Source organism: Allobosea sp. 05T433 (genome assembly GCF_056396065.1).
In genome coordinates, this window is record NZ_JBFTKS010000032.1 from 41,193 (window position 1) to 58,339 (window position 17,147).

17 protein-coding genes are annotated in these 17,147 nt (G+C 61.8%); 3 read left to right on the forward strand and 14 right to left on the reverse strand.

Translation table 11 applies throughout. From position 1 onward, the window contains the following. Positions 1-198 precede the first annotated feature (198 nt). A complete protein-coding gene (locus AC1DGP_RS29910; protein ID WP_476796532.1) occupies positions 199-1,086 on the reverse strand; it encodes a LysR family transcriptional regulator in 888 nt (295 codons plus the stop codon). 74 nt (positions 1,087-1,160) lie between these two features. Here AC1DGP_RS29910 and AC1DGP_RS29915 point away from each other — a divergent pair, with 74 nt between their 5' ends. Next, on the forward strand, positions 1,161-1,910 hold the full coding sequence (locus AC1DGP_RS29915) for an SDR family NAD(P)-dependent oxidoreductase (RefSeq protein WP_476832893.1): 750 nt from the start codon (positions 1,161-1,163) through the stop codon (positions 1,908-1,910). 72 nt (positions 1,911-1,982) lie between these two features. On the opposite strand, the gene AC1DGP_RS29920 is transcribed toward AC1DGP_RS29915, so the two are convergent. The 11 genes from AC1DGP_RS29920 to AC1DGP_RS29970 all read right to left on the reverse strand — a co-directional run bounded on the left by AC1DGP_RS29920 (position 1,983) and on the right by AC1DGP_RS29970 (position 14,298). After that, the gene (locus AC1DGP_RS29920; RefSeq protein WP_061971278.1) at positions 1,983-2,684 is read right to left on the reverse strand and encodes a response regulator transcription factor; all 702 of its coding nucleotides are present in this window, start codon (positions 2,682-2,684) and stop codon (positions 1,983-1,985) included. Beyond that, complete coding sequence (locus AC1DGP_RS29925) at positions 2,674-3,063, reverse strand: response regulator (RefSeq protein WP_476832894.1); 390 nt, start codon at positions 3,061-3,063, stop codon at positions 2,674-2,676. The genes AC1DGP_RS29920 and AC1DGP_RS29925 overlap by 11 nt, the downstream gene beginning before the upstream one ends. Positions 3,064-3,065: 2 nt before the next feature. Continuing rightward, complete coding sequence (locus tag AC1DGP_RS29930; protein WP_476796533.1) at positions 3,066-3,707, reverse strand: response regulator transcription factor; 642 nt, start codon at positions 3,705-3,707, stop codon at positions 3,066-3,068. After that, positions 3,697-6,621 carry a PAS domain-containing protein gene (locus tag AC1DGP_RS29935; protein WP_476832895.1) on the reverse strand — a complete coding sequence of 975 codons (2,925 nt, stop codon included), beginning with the start codon at positions 6,619-6,621 and terminating at the stop codon, positions 3,697-3,699. Before AC1DGP_RS29935 ends, AC1DGP_RS29930 begins: the two co-directional genes overlap by 11 nt. A gap of 186 nt (positions 6,622-6,807) precedes the next feature. After that, the gene (locus AC1DGP_RS29940; RefSeq protein ID WP_476832896.1) at positions 6,808-7,755 is read right to left on the reverse strand and encodes a mechanosensitive ion channel family protein; all 948 of its coding nucleotides are present in this window, start codon (positions 7,753-7,755) and stop codon (positions 6,808-6,810) included. Positions 7,756-7,842: 87 nt separating this feature from the next. After that, positions 7,843-8,595 (reverse strand): SDR family oxidoreductase, encoded by a 753-nt coding sequence (locus tag AC1DGP_RS29945; protein ID WP_476832897.1) that lies wholly within the window; start codon positions 8,593-8,595, stop codon positions 7,843-7,845. 145 nt (positions 8,596-8,740) lie between these two features. After that, complete coding sequence (locus AC1DGP_RS29950) at positions 8,741-9,658, reverse strand: MBL fold metallo-hydrolase (protein ID WP_061971266.1); 918 nt, start codon at positions 9,656-9,658, stop codon at positions 8,741-8,743. A 282-nt stretch (positions 9,659-9,940) separates the two neighbouring features. Continuing rightward, positions 9,941-10,720: an alpha/beta fold hydrolase gene (locus tag AC1DGP_RS29955; protein ID WP_061971264.1), complete on the reverse strand. Its 780-nt coding sequence runs from the start codon at positions 10,718-10,720 to the stop codon at positions 9,941-9,943. A 99-nt stretch (positions 10,721-10,819) separates the two neighbouring features. Next, positions 10,820-11,350: a hypothetical protein gene (locus AC1DGP_RS29960; protein WP_476832898.1), complete on the reverse strand. Its 531-nt coding sequence runs from the start codon at positions 11,348-11,350 to the stop codon at positions 10,820-10,822. 243 nt (positions 11,351-11,593) lie between these two features. Beyond that, positions 11,594-13,237 carry a DHA2 family efflux MFS transporter permease subunit gene (locus AC1DGP_RS29965; protein ID WP_244493000.1) on the reverse strand — a complete coding sequence of 548 codons (1,644 nt, stop codon included), beginning with the start codon at positions 13,235-13,237 and terminating at the stop codon, positions 11,594-11,596. Continuing rightward, positions 13,234-14,298: an HlyD family secretion protein gene (locus AC1DGP_RS29970; protein ID WP_061971262.1), complete on the reverse strand. Its 1,065-nt coding sequence runs from the start codon at positions 14,296-14,298 to the stop codon at positions 13,234-13,236. The genes AC1DGP_RS29965 and AC1DGP_RS29970 overlap by 4 nt, the downstream gene beginning before the upstream one ends. A 95-nt stretch (positions 14,299-14,393) precedes the next feature. On the opposite strand from AC1DGP_RS29970, the gene AC1DGP_RS29975 reads away from it, so the two are divergent. Both AC1DGP_RS29975 and AC1DGP_RS29980 read left to right on the forward strand, forming a co-directional pair. Further along, entirely contained in the window at positions 14,394-14,990 is a 597-nt protein-coding gene (locus tag AC1DGP_RS29975) for a TetR/AcrR family transcriptional regulator (protein ID WP_476832899.1), read from the forward strand. A gap of 12 nt (positions 14,991-15,002) precedes the next feature. Next, complete coding sequence (locus AC1DGP_RS29980; protein ID WP_061971258.1) at positions 15,003-15,251, forward strand: hypothetical protein; 249 nt, start codon at positions 15,003-15,005, stop codon at positions 15,249-15,251. Positions 15,252-15,273: 22 nt separating this feature from the next. On the opposite strand, the gene AC1DGP_RS29985 is transcribed toward AC1DGP_RS29980, so the two are convergent. Further along, entirely contained in the window at positions 15,274-15,627 is a 354-nt protein-coding gene (locus AC1DGP_RS29985; protein ID WP_061971257.1) for an SPW repeat protein, read from the reverse strand. A gap of 467 nt (positions 15,628-16,094) precedes the next feature. Further along, positions 16,095-16,676, reverse strand: a complete 582-nt coding sequence (locus tag AC1DGP_RS29990; protein WP_061971255.1) for a hypothetical protein — start codon at positions 16,674-16,676, stop codon at positions 16,095-16,097. Between the last annotated feature and the right edge of the window lie 471 nt (positions 16,677-17,147).

Below are 17,147 nucleotides of genomic sequence, written 5' to 3' on the forward strand. Positions count from 1 at the left end.
ACAGCGGCCGGCGCTCTCAGTGTCACGATTGTCGCGACCTCGGCCGGCGGGAACAATCAAACGCGAGCATCTTCGCCCTATCCGGCCGAATAGTGCTTCGTGTCTCCAGGTGTATCGTTCGCCGCATATCGGACTAGTCGCCCGCTGTACCGCTTCGGGCTCGCCTGGACGCGGTATCTTCAGCGGACGACGGGCCGGTCAGCGCCAGCGCGGCATCTCGGCGTCGAGGAACCGAAACAGCGCCGAGACGCGGCCGGGCACCGCTCGGGCAAAGCCATGCAGAACTTGGACGGGTACCGGCGGCAGCGGGTGTTTTTCGAGAACGGACACCAGTTGTCCCGCCGCTAGATCTTCCATCACCGACGCTCGCAGGAGCTGCGCGATGCCGAGGCCGTTGCGGGCAGCGATCCGCATGGCCTCGCCGCTGTCCGTGTCGAATACACCCTGCGGAACGAGCCGCTCTCCGTTCGCGAAGCTAATCGGAAAGGGGCGCCCCCGCAGCAGATAGCGGATGTGATCGTGCCTCGAGAGCGAAGCGATTGTGTCCGGCGCGCCCCGGCTAGCGAGATAGGCAGGCGATGCGACGAGAGCCATTGGAAGCATCCCCAACGGCTTTGCAATCAGATTGGTGTCGTCAACATGCCCCACCCTGATGGCCGCATCGAAGCCCTCCCGGATCAGTTCGACGGGCTGGTCGCTGAGCCCGACGTCGAGCCTTAGCTGCGGATAGCTATGGCTAAAGCGCGTCGTCAGCGCCTCCATCAAAACGCGCCCGAAATCGGCAGGCATGCTGATACGCAATCGACCGGCGGCGACGGCGCTCGGCGTGAGCACCGTAGCGGCCTCATCTATGGCACGGACCAGCGGTGCGACACGCTCGTAATACGCCTCACCCTCAGGTGTCAGGGAGAAGGCGCGGGTCGATCTTGTGAATAGCCGGGCTTCGAGCCTGTGCTCCAGCCTGGCCATGCTCTTCGACACGGCAGAGACCGTGGTGCCTAGCACGCGCGCGCCGGCGGTGAAGGATCCAGCTTCGACGACCGTCACGAAGTTGCTCAGGCCGTTCATGTTGACGGGTTGGAACAAGTGAAAGGCCGCTTGGAGTGCTGGCGATCACTGGTGGCGGTGAGCACCTCATGGACCATCCAACGGAGGTTTTCATGAAAGCACTGTCGAACAAGGTTGCCGTCATCACGGGAGGCAACAGTGGCATCGGCTTCGCCACCGCACGCCGTTTCGTCGCCGAGGGAGCGCGGGTCGTAATCGTCGGCCGACGCCCCGATGCCGTCGCAGAAGCTGCCGAGGCCCTTGGCGAACAGGCTATCGGGATTGCAGGTGACGTCGCAGCACTCGAGACACACGATCGCGTCGCTACCTTCGTCCGGGAGCGGTTCGAGGCCGTCGATATCTACATGGCCAATGCGGGCGGCATCCGGATCCAGCCCGGAGCCGCCGTCTCGCCCGATGACTATGACGCCCAGTTCGATACGAATGCGCGTGGCACGTTCTTTGGGGTGAAGGCGATCGTCCCGGTCATGCGCGATGGAGGCGCCATCCTGCTGACGAGTTCGATCGCGACCCATAAGGTCCTCGGCGGACATGCCGTCTATGCCGGAAGCAAGGCTGCGATAGAAGCCTTCGCGCGAAGCTGGTCGCTGGAGCTGAAGCAGCGGCGAATCCGGGTCAATGTTCTGAGTCCCGGCCCCACCGCGACGCCGATTATCGGCAAGCTCGGCGTCCCACCTGAGGCGCAACGTGACGTTGAGGAGCAGGCAGCGGGCATCATCCCCTTTGGTCGGATGGGGACCGCAGATGAACTCGCCGAGGCTGCTCTGTTTCTCTGCGGCGAGGCGAGCGGGTTCATCACCGGAGTCAATCTGGCGGTGGATGGTGGCATGACCCTGACCTGAGGCGAGCGCCGGCGCCGCCGAACGACCGGTGGCGCCGGCTGCGTGCATGTCACGGTGCACCGGCATAGATCATCACCTGAGCCGGGGTGCTTCGTCTTGCCGGAGGCGTGCAGGCAACGCTTCCCAGGCGCGGATGAGTTCGCCGATCGACGCAGCTTCCATCTTTCGCATCAGGTTGCCCCGGTGCAGCTTCACCGTGACTTCGCTGATGCCGAGATCGAAGGCGATCTGCTTGTTAAGTCGGCCACGGGCGACCTCTTGCATTATTTCGCGTTCTCGCGGTGTCAGCGTCGCCAGCCGCTCGACATAGAACTGTACGCGCGCGGCCTCCGCTCGCCGATCCCGGTCGATCGCGATGGCGGCGTTGACGGCATCGAGTAATGTCTGGTCGCGCACGGGCTTGGTTAGGAAGTCTATGGCCCCGGCCTTCATCGCCTGGACCGTCATCGGGATGTCGCCGTGCCCGGTCAGGAAGATCATCGGCTTGGCGATGCCTCTTCCCGCCAAGAGATGCTGGAGATCGAGGCCGCTCGCTCCGGGCATCCTGATGTCGACGACCAGACAGCCCGGGTTCTCCAGCGCATTTGTTTCCAGCAGGGCTTGTGTCGAAGGGAAAGCGGTCGCTCGAAACCCTGCCGATGCGAGCAGTTCGCAAAGAGCCTCGCGAAGCGAGGCGTCGTCATCGACGACGATGACGAGTGGCTGGATGTCGCCAGCGCTTTGCCGCGAGGCGTTTGGCACGTGGCTATGCGCGTTCGATCGGTCAAGCATCATGTTCAGTTTCCCCGTCCAGAGTGCCTAAGGCCTTCCCGATCGCAGCCAATAGTACGCGGCCGTCGAACGGCTTGCAGAAGAAGCTCTCCACCTCGCGAGCTCGGATTTGCTCGGCTATTTCGTGTCGCCCTGTGATCAGGAAGACGGGAAGGTCCGAGCGTTCGCTCATCGCCCGGTCCCGGAGCTCAAACCCGTCCACCCCGGGCATACCCACATCGGTGATCAGCAGGTCGAGGTCGGAGAAGCCGTGCCTGATCAGCGATGCGGCCGATGAAAAGCCTCGAACGGCGTAGCCGGCGGACTCGAGCAGGTCCTCCAGAGACTCGAGAAGCCGGGGATCGTCATCGACCACCGCCACAACATATGCGCTCCTGCCCACGCTCAGGCTCCTCCCAACCGACGTGAGTGTCGTATCGGGATCGCCAGCCGTTCCGCGATCCGCACGAGATCGGCTAGTGATGATGCCGCCATCTTCTGCATCACGTTTCGTCTGTGGATCTGGAGGGTAACCTCGCTGATGCCGAGTTCGGCGGCGGCCTGCTTGTTGAGGAGTCCGCTGACTACCAGCGGGAGAACGTCCCGCTCCCGTGGCGAGAGCTCGTGGTAGCGCTGCATAAGCAAGGAGAGCTCGGCGCGCTTAACCCTCACTTCCCGGTCCTGTTCGATCGCTGCACGGATAGCCGACAGGAGAGCGACATCGCTGAAAGGCTTGGTCAGGAAATCGACGGCGCCGTGTTTGATCGCGCGCACCGAGGAGGGGATGTCGCCATGCCCGGTGATGAATACGATCGGGGGATGTTCGGCCTGCGCGATCTGGCGCTGCAATTCGAGCCCATTGATATCAGGAAGCTCGACGTCGAGGATCAGACAGGCCGGGAGGTCGGGCTTTTCCGACTGGATGTAGTCACCAGCGGAATCGAACGAAATCGCGTCGACGCCGTTGGCGGCCAGCAGCTCGACGAGCGCCTCTCGTAGAGCCGCGTCGTCGTCGACGATGAAAACGATGGTGTCGTCAGCGGTCATGATCCGCCTTCGTTTCAACCGGCAGCGTGAAGATGAACGTCGCTCCAACAATCGGATTATTCTCGGCCCAGAGCCGTCCGCCGTGGGATTCGATGATGGTTCGCGCAATCGCCAGCCCCATGCCCATCCCATCGGGCTTGGTCGTGAAGAAGGGCTCAAACATGCTGTCCTGCATCGTGATGCCCTGGCCTAGGTCGCCGATCTCCGTCTGGATGACGTCGCCGTTATGGAAGACACGCAGGCTGAGGACCTTGGCGGTGGCAACGGCATCCATCGCGTCCATGCCGTTGCGCATCAGGTTGATGAGCACCTGCTGGATCTGAACCCTGTCGAGGGCGACCAGCGGAATATCCCCGTCGATCTCGACATCCATCCGGACACGACGGCGCGCGGCTTCTTCAGCCACGAAATGTTGCGTTTCGGCGACCACAGTCCCGAACGGCATCGTCGTCCGCTTTTCCACTGATTGCTTGAACAGGGCCCGGATTCGCACCACCACGGCCGCTGCCCCGTTGGCATCGCGAAGGATGCGCTCGACCGTCTTTTGAGCACGCTCGATGTTGGGCTGATCGGCCGCCAGCCAACGCTGGCATGCGTGCGAATTGGCGACGACCGCCGCGAGCGGCTGATTGACCTCATGGGCGATCGACGCGGACAGCTCCGCGAGGCTCGCGGCCTGGCTCGCCCGCGCCAGCCTTTCCTGTGACAGGCGTAGCTCCTCATGTGCGCGGATCTCGCCGTCGATATCGAGGCAGATCACGTTCCATTGCACAATTGCGCCGTCAGCGCGGCGCATCGGCGCGGCTCGGGTCTCGACCCAGCGATACTCACCGTCAAACCGGCGTAGCCGGTGCCTCCTTGCATAGGGCTCGCCCGTGCAGAGGCTGTGGGCATATTGGGTCTTAACCCCCTCGACATCGTCGGGATGGACTCCGGCATCGAGGGTGGCGAGCAACCGCGATTGATTCTCGCCATCCAGCTCCTCGAGCTCGTAACCGAGGAATTCACGGAGCTGGCGACTGCGATAGACCGGCTCGCCATTGGGCTTTGCGCAATCGATCATAGCCGGCAAGGTTTCGACCAACTGCCAGAGGAAGCGCTCCCGTTCGCGCAGCGCCTCCTCGGTCCGGAGCTGATCATCGATGTCATGGGACAGTCCGTACCATTGGAGAATGCGGCCTGTGACATCCCGAAATGGTTCGGCGCGCCCCTCCATCCAGCGATAGACGCCATCGGCACGACGCAGGCGATATCGCATCGAGAAGCGCTCGCCGGTGGCCAGAGAATGGCTGAGTGTCTGCTGCAATCCCGCTGCATCCTCAGGGTGAACGGACGTCCGCAAGATTCCTGCCAACCGGTCCGGCGCAATCTGCTCGGACGCGGCGTCATTCAGTCCGAAAAAGTCGATGAGGCGCTTGTTGAAGAAGCTTGGCTCGCCGTCCGGTTTCAGTTGCCAGAGAAAGCTCGGCACCAGATCGACCAACTGCATCAACTCGCGTTCGCGGTGACGCAATTCGGCCTGCGTACTCACAAGATCATGAATGTCGACGCTAACGCCGTACCAACGGAGAATAGCGCCGGTCTCGTCGCGCAGCGGATCCGCGCGGGTCTCGGTCCAGCGATAGGAACCATCCGCCCGAAGCTGGCGATATTTAATCCTGTAAGGCTTACCCGTCGCGATCGACTCCATGTAAGCTTTGATTGCAGCCTCGCGATCATCGGCATGAATCATGACGTTCAACGACATCGAACCGTCGGGCGCCGTAATCGTGTCCAGCGTCGCGCCCGTCACCTCGGTGAGATGTTTGTTGACGTACACAGGCCATCCCTTGTCCGTCGCGCTCCAGATGGAGGCTGGGACAGTCTCGATAAGTTGCTCGAGAAGACGCTCCCTTTCCCGGAGGCCTGCTTCGGTTCGCTTGTAGACGTCGATGTCGATCGAAGTACCGAACCAGCCGACGACGGCGCCGGAGCTGTCACGCACGGCGCGCGCAGAGCTGCGACCCCAAGCAAAAATGCCAGTCTTACGACGGATACGAAACTCCGCGTTGAGGGGCTCGCCCGTCCGGAGGCAGTGACGCCATTGTCGGGCTAGTTCATCATGGTCTTCTGGATGGACGATCTGCCCCCAGGCGATATCGCCCTCATCGCATGAGCGGTTCAGGTCTTCAGGCGTCAAACCCAGAGTGGCTTGAGCGAAAGCCGGCAGGTAAATCCAGCGTCCGTCCCGGTCCAGCGCCCAGCCATTACCAAAGAGATCTTCGATCGTTCGCGCCTTGGCGATGACATCGCCGGCGTCGTCACGAGATGGGCCGCGCTCCACGACTGCCTCATGCGGGTCCAGTTCCGGCACAGAGACACCCGGCTTAGTGGCAGGCTCCCAACGCGATCGTACCCAGCGATGCGAGCCATCAGGTTCGAGCTGACGATGCTGAAGAACCTGGGGCACACCCGTCCAGAGCGCCCGCGCCATGGCGTGCGCGACGCCAGTGCGGTCGTCCGGGTGAACGGCCTCGAACCGGGGCGCGCGCTGGATGGCAGCCTCGCCATTGCCATGCAGTACTTCGGCATCATCCCGTGCTGGATTATCTCGCAGATGGGCCGACGCGCCTTGCGCACAGGAACTCACCGTAACCGCGCAGACGGAAACCGCGATTGCCGCCAGCGGCAACCAGGTCGGCAACGATTCTGGCAAAGGCGTCCCATGGAGAAAAACAGTGACCACCAGGAGGAGAATGAGAACCGCCAGCGCCAATGCGATGTGCAGGGACGATCTGAGTTTCACATAGGTGGATAGCGCCGCGAGCGGGGCAATATACCCGTACATCGCACCCGTGAGCCAAGCGACGGCGATCCCGACTACGGATGCCATGATCGCGATCGCTACTCGATGATCCAGTCGTGCCGTCGCCATTCGACCGTCCTCGTCGAAAACATTGAGCCGCTCCGTCGGCATGTTCGCGCGGCCAGAGGACGTAGGCCGAACTCGCACCCAGCACGGAGCCACAGGTCATTCGGCACGCTAGCTGTGCGAAGCCTCCAGCGCACTTATGGAAATCCATGATCTGCGTGGAGTTTCGTGAGCGATGGGAAAGAAGGCTCAGGCGGGCGGCGCCAGCGAAAGTCCGCTGGTCTCGCATCGGCCATGAATCAGGTCGATGATCTCGTTCTTGGCTGATATCCCCATGGCAACGCTCGCGACCCGGAATTGCAATTCCACTTCGATTGCCACCGCGTCGATGGCTCTCAGAACGACGGTCGGCGGCGGATCTGCGACGATCCGGATACTGCTCTCGAGCACGGTCCGCATGGCCTCCTCGACAAAGCTCGGCCTCTGTCCGGCGGCGAAGCGCACGCCCAACGTGATCTGATGGGTTTCGTCGGGTCGGCTCAGGCTTGTCAGGCTCTGCCTTGCGAGCTGGCTGTTCGGCAGCACGACGATATTGTTCACCGCAGTCAAGAGGTTCGTGGAACGCCAGTTCGATTCCGTGACCCGTCCCGCCGTGCCGTCGCTCAACTGGATCCAGTCACCGATCGCATAGGCCCTGCCCAGCGTCAGAGCGATGCCTGAGAAAACGTCGCCCAGCGTATTCTGCAACGCCAGACCCAGGATGACCGCTACGACACCCGAGGTTGTCACCAGGGTGGCGATCGGCATGCCGAAGACGAAGCCCATGACCGACAACGCCACGCCGAGATAGATGACGGCAACCGCCATATCCATAATCAGATGCGCCTCACGCGGCTTGCGATTGAGACTGACATAGATGTGGATGAAGCCGATGGTCGTCCACGCGAGATGAGTCCACCAGAGGATCATGGCCGATTTCGAAAGCAGCGCGGTGAAGCCCTGTGTGTAGATGCTTTCGGGCTGAGCCGGAGCAATGTCTCCAACGTAGAGCACCAGGCTCATACAGAAGAAAAACAGGATCTGAACGATCAGGCGTGCTGTCGGTCGGTTGCTGCCTTGAAGGTGCCACACGACGACACCGGCAGCTCCGAGAACATTGAGGAGTACGATCGGCAGGAAATGGTCATCGCCGAACATGAGGCCCTCACCGAAATCTGCCGAACCCGTGGAAGTCAGAGCGTCGAACTGATCGGGCCGCCCATTGGGCGGCCCGTGAGCTTGTGGCTACTTTCGAGGTGCCGTCGCGAACCAGCGGTCGAAGTCGATCCGCCCCATGCGCGGATTGTTGTCGGAGACCAGCGAACCCGCGTCGAGCCGAGTACCGAAGTAGTGGGCCTCGGGGTCAGCAATGACCTTGCGAGTATCGCCAATCGCCTTGAGGTAGCGCTCGACGAAATCGCAGAGGCGCGCACGCTCCGGCCCGGCGATCTCGATGATTCCATTGGTCGGCGCCGCCAGGGCCGCTTCCGCAACGAAGTCCGCGACATCGTCGGAGGCGATCGGCTGGAGATTGCCTGTCGACAGCCGGGTCGTGTCGCCGGCAGTGCCTGCCTGCGCGATGCCGCCGAGGAATTCCATGAACTGAGTGGAGCGAAGGATTGTATAGGGGACTCCGGATTCCCGGACGATTTTCTCCTGCGCCACCTTAGCCCGGAGATAGCCGCTGTCCGGCAGCCGATCGGTGCCGACGATGGAGAGCGCCACATGGTGTTTCACACCGGCCTCTTCCTCCGCCTTCGTCAGGTTTCGGCCAGAAACCTGGAAGAACTCGAGCACCGCCTTGTCCTCGAAGGAGGGAGAGTTCGCGAGGTCGACGACCACTGAGGCGTTCTCAAGCGCCTTCTCCAGGCCTTCCCCGGTGATCGTATTCACGCCGGTGTTGGGCGCCGCGGCGACGACTTCGTGTCCGTGCTTGCGCAGGCGCTCCGCAGTCTTGGAACCGATCAGGCCAGTTCCACCGATGATGACGATCTTCATGTGATCTCTCCGTTCGCAGCCGCTCATGCGACGTGCCAATCGATAGGCATTGAGGGGAACCGACCTCGTCGAGGCCGGGCTTGTCGGCCGAACCGGGAGCGTCGTTTGTGGTGGGTGGCCCGGTCCGGCCGCGAACAGGAAGCGTTCAGTAGTCCCAGAAAACGGGCACCCAGCGGAAAGTGTCGCCATCCGCGGCCACACGTCCGACGGACGGGAATGGCAGGTGAGTGGCCACCAACTGTTCGCCGGTTTCCGCCAGTTCCGTCAGGAGACGGATGCGCACGCGGGCCGCCTCCTCAGGGTCGTGCTCGAAGCCGTTGTGCCAGTCGGGATGCTCGAAGCCGACCGCGAACACGGCGTCACCAGCGAATGTCAGCCGGTCGCCGCCCGAGGCCATGCGAACCACACTGTGGCCGGGGGTATGGCCTCCAGTTCGACGGGCGACGACGCCGGGGGCGACCTCATGCTCATCCTTGAACAACCGAAGCTGGCTGCGGTACTCCTTCGCGAACCGCTTGGCTGTTGCCCGGAGCGCGTCCGGGAAGCCCTGCGGCATGACGGCGTGGGTGAAGTCGGGCGCCTCCCAGAACTCGACCTCGGCGGCCGCAACGTGGATCCGAAGGTCCGGACGCATCCGCTCCTTGACCCCGTCGACGAGAAGCCCGCCGATGTGATCCATGTGCATGTGTGTCAAGACAACATCGGTTACGGACCCGAGATCGATCCCTGCCGCCTCCAGCCGCTTCACGAGTTGTCCGGCGCGCGGCAGGTTCAAATTCGGGTCCAACCCGAGCCCGGCATCGACGAGGATGGTCTGGCTGCCGCTCCGGACAACGACCACGTTCAGCGACCAATCGAACGCATCCGGCGGCAGGAACATGTCGTTCAGCCAAGCCGCCCGTTCGGTGGCGTCGGCGTTGTGTCCCAGCATCTTGGTGGGAAGCGGCAGAACTCCGTCGCTGATCACCAGCACGTCGATCTCGCCGACCCGCACGGCATAACGTGACGGAACTAGCTCTTCTGGACCCGGCTTCCCGGGACGCAAGGCGATGTCTAGGCTCATGATTATCTCCTGCTGATTACCGCTCTAATCACGGCTTGATTACGATGTATTAGAACGAATTGAATATCGATTGATCTTAGTGTTAGAAGATTCTATACTATATGATAGATAGATCATTGGAAATATAACGACTTGCTATGTGCTGATATTACGCAATATGAGCGCTACTAAAACTATTAAGGGCAGAGCCCAGGAAGGCCAACTTTTCGCGGGGGCAGGCATGGCCAAGGGTTCTCGCCCAGACCGAGATGGCGTGCGGATTTGGCTCCCCGCTGCCGCCGCCTAGCGCGACGCGGCCAGCTCGATCAGCGAGGCGACCCGCGCGGGATGAGAAATCATCACGACGTGCGAAGCTCCCTTGACCCTGACCGTCTTCACCGCCTGCGCACGCTGCGCCATGAACGCCATTGCCGCCGGCGGGATGTTCAGATCGCCCGTCCCGTAGATCGAGTAGGACGGCAGCGTCTTCCACGAAGGTGTGCCGGAGGGTTCCGCCAGTGCGGCTTCGGCGACGGGACGCTGCGTAACCGCCATCGCGGCTGCCTGGCGCCTCGGAACATCGGCAGCGAACTGGCTCGGGAACCTGTCCGGCTTGATGTAGAGATCGCGTCCTCCACTCACCAGTTCGACCGGGTGGATCGCGCTACTGAGAGTGCTTCCGGGAAATCTGCCGGTGAGCGACAGGCTGGATTCTCCTGTATCCGGCGCGAATGCGGCGACGTAGACCAGCGCCTTCACGTTCGGTTGCCCATTCGCAGCCTCCGTGATCACCGGGCCACCATAGGAATGGCCGACCAGCACAACGGGGCCGGCGATCGATCGGATGAGCGCTCCGACTTCCGCTGCATCGGCCTTTAGGCTCCGCAAGGGATTGGCGGCGGCGATTGCCCGGTATCCGCTCTTGTTCAACCGCGAGACCACGGCATTCCAGCTTGCGGATTCAGCAAAGGCGCCGTGGACGAGGATGATGGTCGGTCTGGCATGCGGCGCTGCATACAATGGCTGACTTGGCGCGCCGGCCAGTGCGGCTGCCACTGCGAATGTGAATGCGCTCGGTCTCATCTGCGTTCTCCTGTGTTCTCGGAGGGCGGCATGGCGAGGGTGCGCTTAGCGCGAGAGGACCGCCGCCAGTTCTGGGAATTCCCCGGGCAAGACGGGTTCTTACTTCCGGGATGGATTGCCGCGTGGGCAAGGCGAAGGGCAAAAGCGTCCTGCCGGCACGGGCCGCATCTCTGACGTTTGCAGCACAGCCTGTGGCGCGTTGCGCACTGCCCAGAAGGTCAGTACCAGTCCAAGGAGCGCCGGAAGCGTCACCGCTGGAAAGTCTCTTGGAATGACCGACGGAGAACAGATACCGACGGCAACCTCCCAAAAGTGAAACAGCGCGTGAGAGCAGAGCCATGCCGTCGCGGCCGCCCAGTATCCGACGCGGCGCTCCGGCAGGAGCAGACCCAAACCAAACGACACGCCCAGGAAGAGCTGAATCATCCCGATGTCGCGGATGAAGTGCTGGTTGAAGAAGCCCGTGTCGGTCACGCCCGGCACCAGTTCGTACCAGGCCAGCGGAGCAACGAGCATGAAGGCGCCGTTCAGGGACAGAAATATCCCGTTGAAGGCGACCATCGTCACGACGGCCGCTGCAACAGCGCGGTTTTGAGGCAGGACGGCCTTACCTGCGAAGACTTCTTTCATAGGTAGCTCCTCCCGAATGTGCGCCACGCCATGCAATCGAAATGAGTCCGAGAGGGCCGGCGGCGCGAAGACAGGACCGGAATTCTTCACATCGGAAGCTTGAGCCGCTATTGCCCTGACAGCAGCCTGCTCTCGATAAAAGTCGGTCCGACCTGTACATCTGCATAGGGATGACGGACCAAGGTCGTGCGCAGGGCTGCATGGTCGAGCGGTTTCGGCCGTTCGCCGCTCGCTTCGCGGCCTTTATCGATCCGCCAGTCGGACCGACAATTGTTCTGTTTTTTCCGGCCGAGATGGTTGTCGCTTGGAGCGGCGGACGAGCCCGATCTTGACCGCGACGAGCACCGGAGCCGCGACCACAAACAGCATCGCGACGGCAATGAACGCTGAGTCGAATGCGATCACGGTTGATTGCACGGTAACGGACTTTCCCAGCATGCTCCTGGCTCCTTGGGCGGCCGCCACTGGGTCGAGACCCTTTCCTGCGAGAATGGCGGCCACCGCCGTAAGGCGCTCGTTCACGGTCGGGATGCCCGAACTGATGTGCAGAGCGAATACGGTGGTATTGGCGGCGACGTTCCGGTCAATCAGCGTCTGGAGGGCGGCGACCCCGATAAGGCCGCCGAGCTGTCGCCCGGTATTGAAGATGCCGATGCCAGACGCAAGATTGTGACGGCGGAGATCGCCGAAAGCGATCAGCGTGATAGACAGGAACAGGAACCCGAGACCGAATCCGCGCAGCAGAACCGCCGGCATCATATCGGCGGTGCCGCTCTCGCTGGTCGATCCGGACAGCATCCACATCGCCGTCATCACCATGAGGATGCCGAAGGGCACCGTGGCGATCGGCGGAAGGCGACGAAACTGCATGAGCACGGCTGCCACGAGTAGTGCGGCGATGAAAAGCGCGCCGCTCGGGAGCAGGAGTTGTCCGGCATCTGTCGGCGTGAACGCCAGGACGGACACCGCGAAGGCGGGAATGAGATAGGCACTTCCGAAAAGCGCAGCGCCAGCTACAAAGCTGACCATGAAGGCGAAGAGGAAATCCTGAGATCGAAAGCAGCTAATATCGAGCAGACCTCGACGCTTCACCGCCGCCTGCTGCCCGATAAAGCCGACAAGGGAGGCCGCGCCGAGCCCGCTCAGCCATCTTATCCGTGGCTCTTCAAACCAGTCCCAGCGGCTGCCTTGGCTGAGAACATAGGCGAAGCAGAACATGGTGATCGAAATGAGAGCGACGCCAAGCCAGTCGAAAGGGCGTTTGGCGATGCTGGCGCTCTGCCGGTGTTCCGGGAGCAGGAGGATGCCGGCTCCCGCCAAGGCGATCGGAACGGCGCTGAAGAAGATCCAGTTCCAAGACTGATCGTCGAGCAGCCAGCCTTGGAGAGCGGGCGCTACAGTAGCGGGCGCAACGACTGCCCCAATGGCAAACAAGGCTTGAAGGACAGGCTGGTGTCGGCGCGGATAGGTGATGAACAGCAGCATCTGCCCCGCAACCAACAGAGTGCCTCCGGAGAAGCCCTGAGCGGCCCGCAGCGCCACCAGCAGGTCCAGCCGAGTGGTGACAGCGGCCATGGCGCAGGCCAATCCCATCAGGAGAGTCGATCCTATCACCAGGCGATGTGGCTCAACGCGACTTGAAAGCGCATGGGCGGTCATGAAGGCGATCAGCTTAGATGTCGTGTAGGCAACGTCGAGCCACGCGAACTCGTCGGGCGTGGCGTGAACATCTCCGATGATGTCACTTCGCCCCAGCGACAGGACGGTGCCGGTGATCGCTTCCGTCAGCGTCGTCAGAACGATGCCCACGACCAGAAGCGCGTCGGATACGGCGCGGTTGCGAGTGGACACAATTCGAGCCTGCGACAGGGGAGCGGGCTCGGTCACGACGGGCTCGACAGGTCGATCGCAACGCGCGCCGAGAGGCCCGGTACGAGGCGGCCGGGCGGCGGATGGTCGAGAAAACGGATCTTGACCGGGACGCGCTGCACGACGCGAACGAAATTCCCGGTCGCATTGTCCGCGGGCAGCAGGCTGAATGCTGAGCCGCTGCCTGGGGCGAAGCTGTCCACGACACCGTGGAAGGCCTCGTCAGGATAGCCGTCGATCGTGATACGCAGCCGCTGCCCGGGCTGAATGCGCGCGATCTGGGTCTCCTTGAAATTTGCCACCACCCACAGATCGGCGATGGGCACCAAGTCTAGGAGCGCGACACCGGGCGCGACGAGCCTTCCGACACGGACCTGCCGATTGCCGATCACGCCATCGATCGGTGCACGGACGACGGTGTTATCCAGATCGATCTGCGCCAGTTCCTGTGTTGCCTGCGCCTGCGCGACAGCGGCTACCGCGGCCTCGCGCTGGGCGGCCAGAACAACGAGACGCTGTCGCTGCGCTTCCTCCGTTGCCGCCGCCGCCGACACGCCTGCCTCGGTCCGCGATCGCGCGGCCTCCGCTTCGTCGAGTTGCGCTTGGCTGACCGCACCACGATGGATGAGTTCGCTACGGCGATCCCAAGCCCGCCTTGCCAGGCTCAGCTCCGCCTCGGCCGATCGGTTCTGCGCCACAGCTTGCCTGATGAAGGCCTGTTGGAGTCGGGTCTCAGCATCGACATTCGTGACACGCGCTTGGGCTGCCTCGAAATTGGCGACCGCTTGTGCCAACCGGGCGCGATAGTCTCGGTCGTCGATACGGAACAACACGTCGCCCGCGCGCACGGCCTGATTGTCTCCCGCCTCGACGACAGTGACATAGCCAGCGACCTTCGGCGCAAGCGATGTCACGTCTCCCCTGACATAGGCGTTATCCGTAAAGGCCTCGTCGCTTGAGCTGGTTCGCACCCAGCCGCCGGCGGCTGCTGCCACGGCAACGAGGCATAGTGACAATCCGGCGATTTTTTTCTTCCTGGACAGCGTCACGGCGCAATCTCCGGTAATGATCGTTACCATTGACCTTTATGGTAATAGGAATTACCGGTCAATGACGTGTTTTTTGGGAAGGACCGTGAAGTCCCGTGAATGGATCGAAAGAAGAGCAATCGAGCATGCGACGTGAGGCGCTGCTCAGAGCGGCGGCCGAGGAGTTCTTCGAGCGCGGCTATGTCGCGACGAGCATCGACGCGATCATCCAGCGCGCCGGCGGATCAAAACGCAACATCTACAATGAGTTCGGCAACAAGGAGGGCCTCTTTCTCGCCCTTGTGGAGGCGAACGCTGACGCGGCTCTCGCCTCCTTGGAGCTGGACGAAATCGATAGCCGCGACCTGCGTGAAACGCTGACCAAATTCGGCCTGCATCTTCTCGCCGTCTACATGTCGCCAACGCTGATCGGCATCTACCGTACCATCGTTACCGAGGCGACCCGCTTCCCCGACCTCGCCAAGTCCTTCTACGAGCGCGGCCCGGGGCGCACGACATTGCGGCTGGCAGTCGTGCTCGAAACGGCCAAAGAACGCGGCGAGATCAAGTCTGACGACACCCTCCGGCTGGCAGGCCATTTTGTCGGTATGATCCGCGACAATCTGCATCTGCAAGTCATCCTCGGCCTGCGCGCCCCGCCATCGGTTGCTGAGGCTCGGGAAGCCGTGGTCTCGGCCGTCGAGGTCTTCCTGAACGGCGCGGTCTCGCGAAACTCTACGTAGCTGTCCGCCCCAGTGAATGCGCGTTCCGACCTTGGCAACGCTATCCGGTCCACCGAGCGCACGCTGTTCGGCATGCATTTCGCTGGTACGAAACGCCTCGCGTATGTCGTGCACGGTCTGAGCATCCCGCTTCATCACCATTTGGATCAGCGTGTCAGCCAGAAGTTCTTCAAGCGTCGGCTCGGAAATCTCGCACATGTTCACCCCGATCGTGATTTTGAGGGGAACTCCGAGGCGGCCGATCAAAGCCGCCTCGAATAATCGTCGCGCATAGCGGCCAGGGCTACTTGAGCGGAGCGGGGCGAGCACTGCGTTTCGCGAGGATCTGGGTCGCCGCGATTGCCGCGATGCAGAGCCCCATCACCACATGTGTCCACATCGGAGCGGCAACGGCTCCAAAGCCCAACACGAAAGGAGCAATCACCGCCCAGGAGCCCAGGATGAGATTGTACCGAGCGGCGCCATTCTCATTTCGGTATAGTGCGATCGCGGAAAGGCACGCGATCAATCCCCCGGTGATGCCCGCGTTCCATGCTGCCAGCGGCGACCCGGCGAACGCCATAGAAGCGCAAGCCAAGCTGACTCCGAGGATCAAGTTGGTCCACTCAAGACCCTTGCTCGGCACTTCGTTCTTCATTTCAGTATCCTCTTTGCGAATTTTGGGAACCAAGAAAACAATTAGGTGCCCAATACGCAAAGTCTGATGATTTCCGGCGCCAAATCACGCTAGCTTATTTGAGAAATAACTTCAATGTTAAGACAGGAATCATGTTATATAGATGCGCATTATCCTCTCACTCTGATGAGTCAGATATATACCTTTGGATATGTGGGTGTAATTCTTATAGCGCGAGCATTAATCCATGCCCGGCGTGCGATAATGGCGTCAGGAGAATGGCCTGCGTGTGCTTACTCGATGGCTCGCCAAAACGCTGTTGGACAGTCGACCATGTCCGGCCCTTGCCCGTCACACAGTCGGTTGCAAGACGCCACCGAACAAGACCAGCTTGTCGGGGCCCGAAACCAGTGGCTCCTCGCCGTGGCCTACGGCACATCGGCGCGCAGTTTCGACGTCGAACCCGAGCGCAGCCTATTGAAACCAGCTTAGGCCATTCTGTCGACGCCCGTGGTGGCCGTCCTGCGGTCTACGATTGTGCCGTCGGGCGAATAGAAGAACTTGGCGCCGCTCGCTATCTGGTCGGAGTTGACGCCCTCCTTCGTGAGTTCCTTCCACAGGGCCGTCTTGTTCAGGGCAACAGTTGGGTTCTGCAACTCGGCATCGCCCTGATGGCGGGCGATGATCGCGTTGATAAGCTTCTGCTGGTCGGCCGAGGGGATTGCGACGTAGCCGCGCTCGTTCGCTGGGATTAACATTTGGATTGCAGGGTAATCGCCCGAAGCTTCCTGCTGGGCTTGATAAGCGAGCAAGTCGTCCTTGAACTCCTTGAGCTCCGCATCCGACGGCGATTTTTGCGCTTGGTTGGGCAGCGGTTGCGCCGACGGGCTCGATGGAGCCTTCGCTCCATTACCTTGCGCTGAGCCGAGGTCATAGGCGGGCCTATTGGGAAGGTAAGGTGAGCCGAACCCGGTAACGTTCATTTCCAACCCCATGCAACTCTCTTTGGCGTGGATCAGCAATCGCCGTGCCGTCAGCAGTCTCCGGGCAAGCTCGAAAAAAGCGAGCATTTCCTATCACATAGGGCAAGGGCGCAGTCTTCAAACATCCTTGGCGGCGGCAAATTTTGCTCCGCAATCGGCAATGGTTTCCCACCGTAAAGTAGAATTAGAGCGCCAACCTAAGAGAGATGGCTTGTGGGTCGGTGTGGCTGGTAGGCTCGCGATGCTATCGCCATTCAATAAAAGGCCTCAGCATTGCAGCTCACTTCTGGTGCCTGCTGCGCCGAGGTAAGACCGGACGCAGTTCAAGGATACCCTTAGGCTTTAAGTCGCGCGGTAATCGCATGCAGGTTGAATGTCCGCTTCTCGGCGAAAGCCCAGCTTCCGCTTCTGTGAAGGGTTTCGGATGCCGGCCCAGGCGGCGGGCTTGGTCCGGGCTGAGGGCCGGCGTTCGAAAGCCTCCAGGGGAGGAAGCCGCGGCCCGGGGCTGTGCTATGGGGATTTCGCCGCGCGGCCTGGATTGTGGGCTTGCGCGCGGGA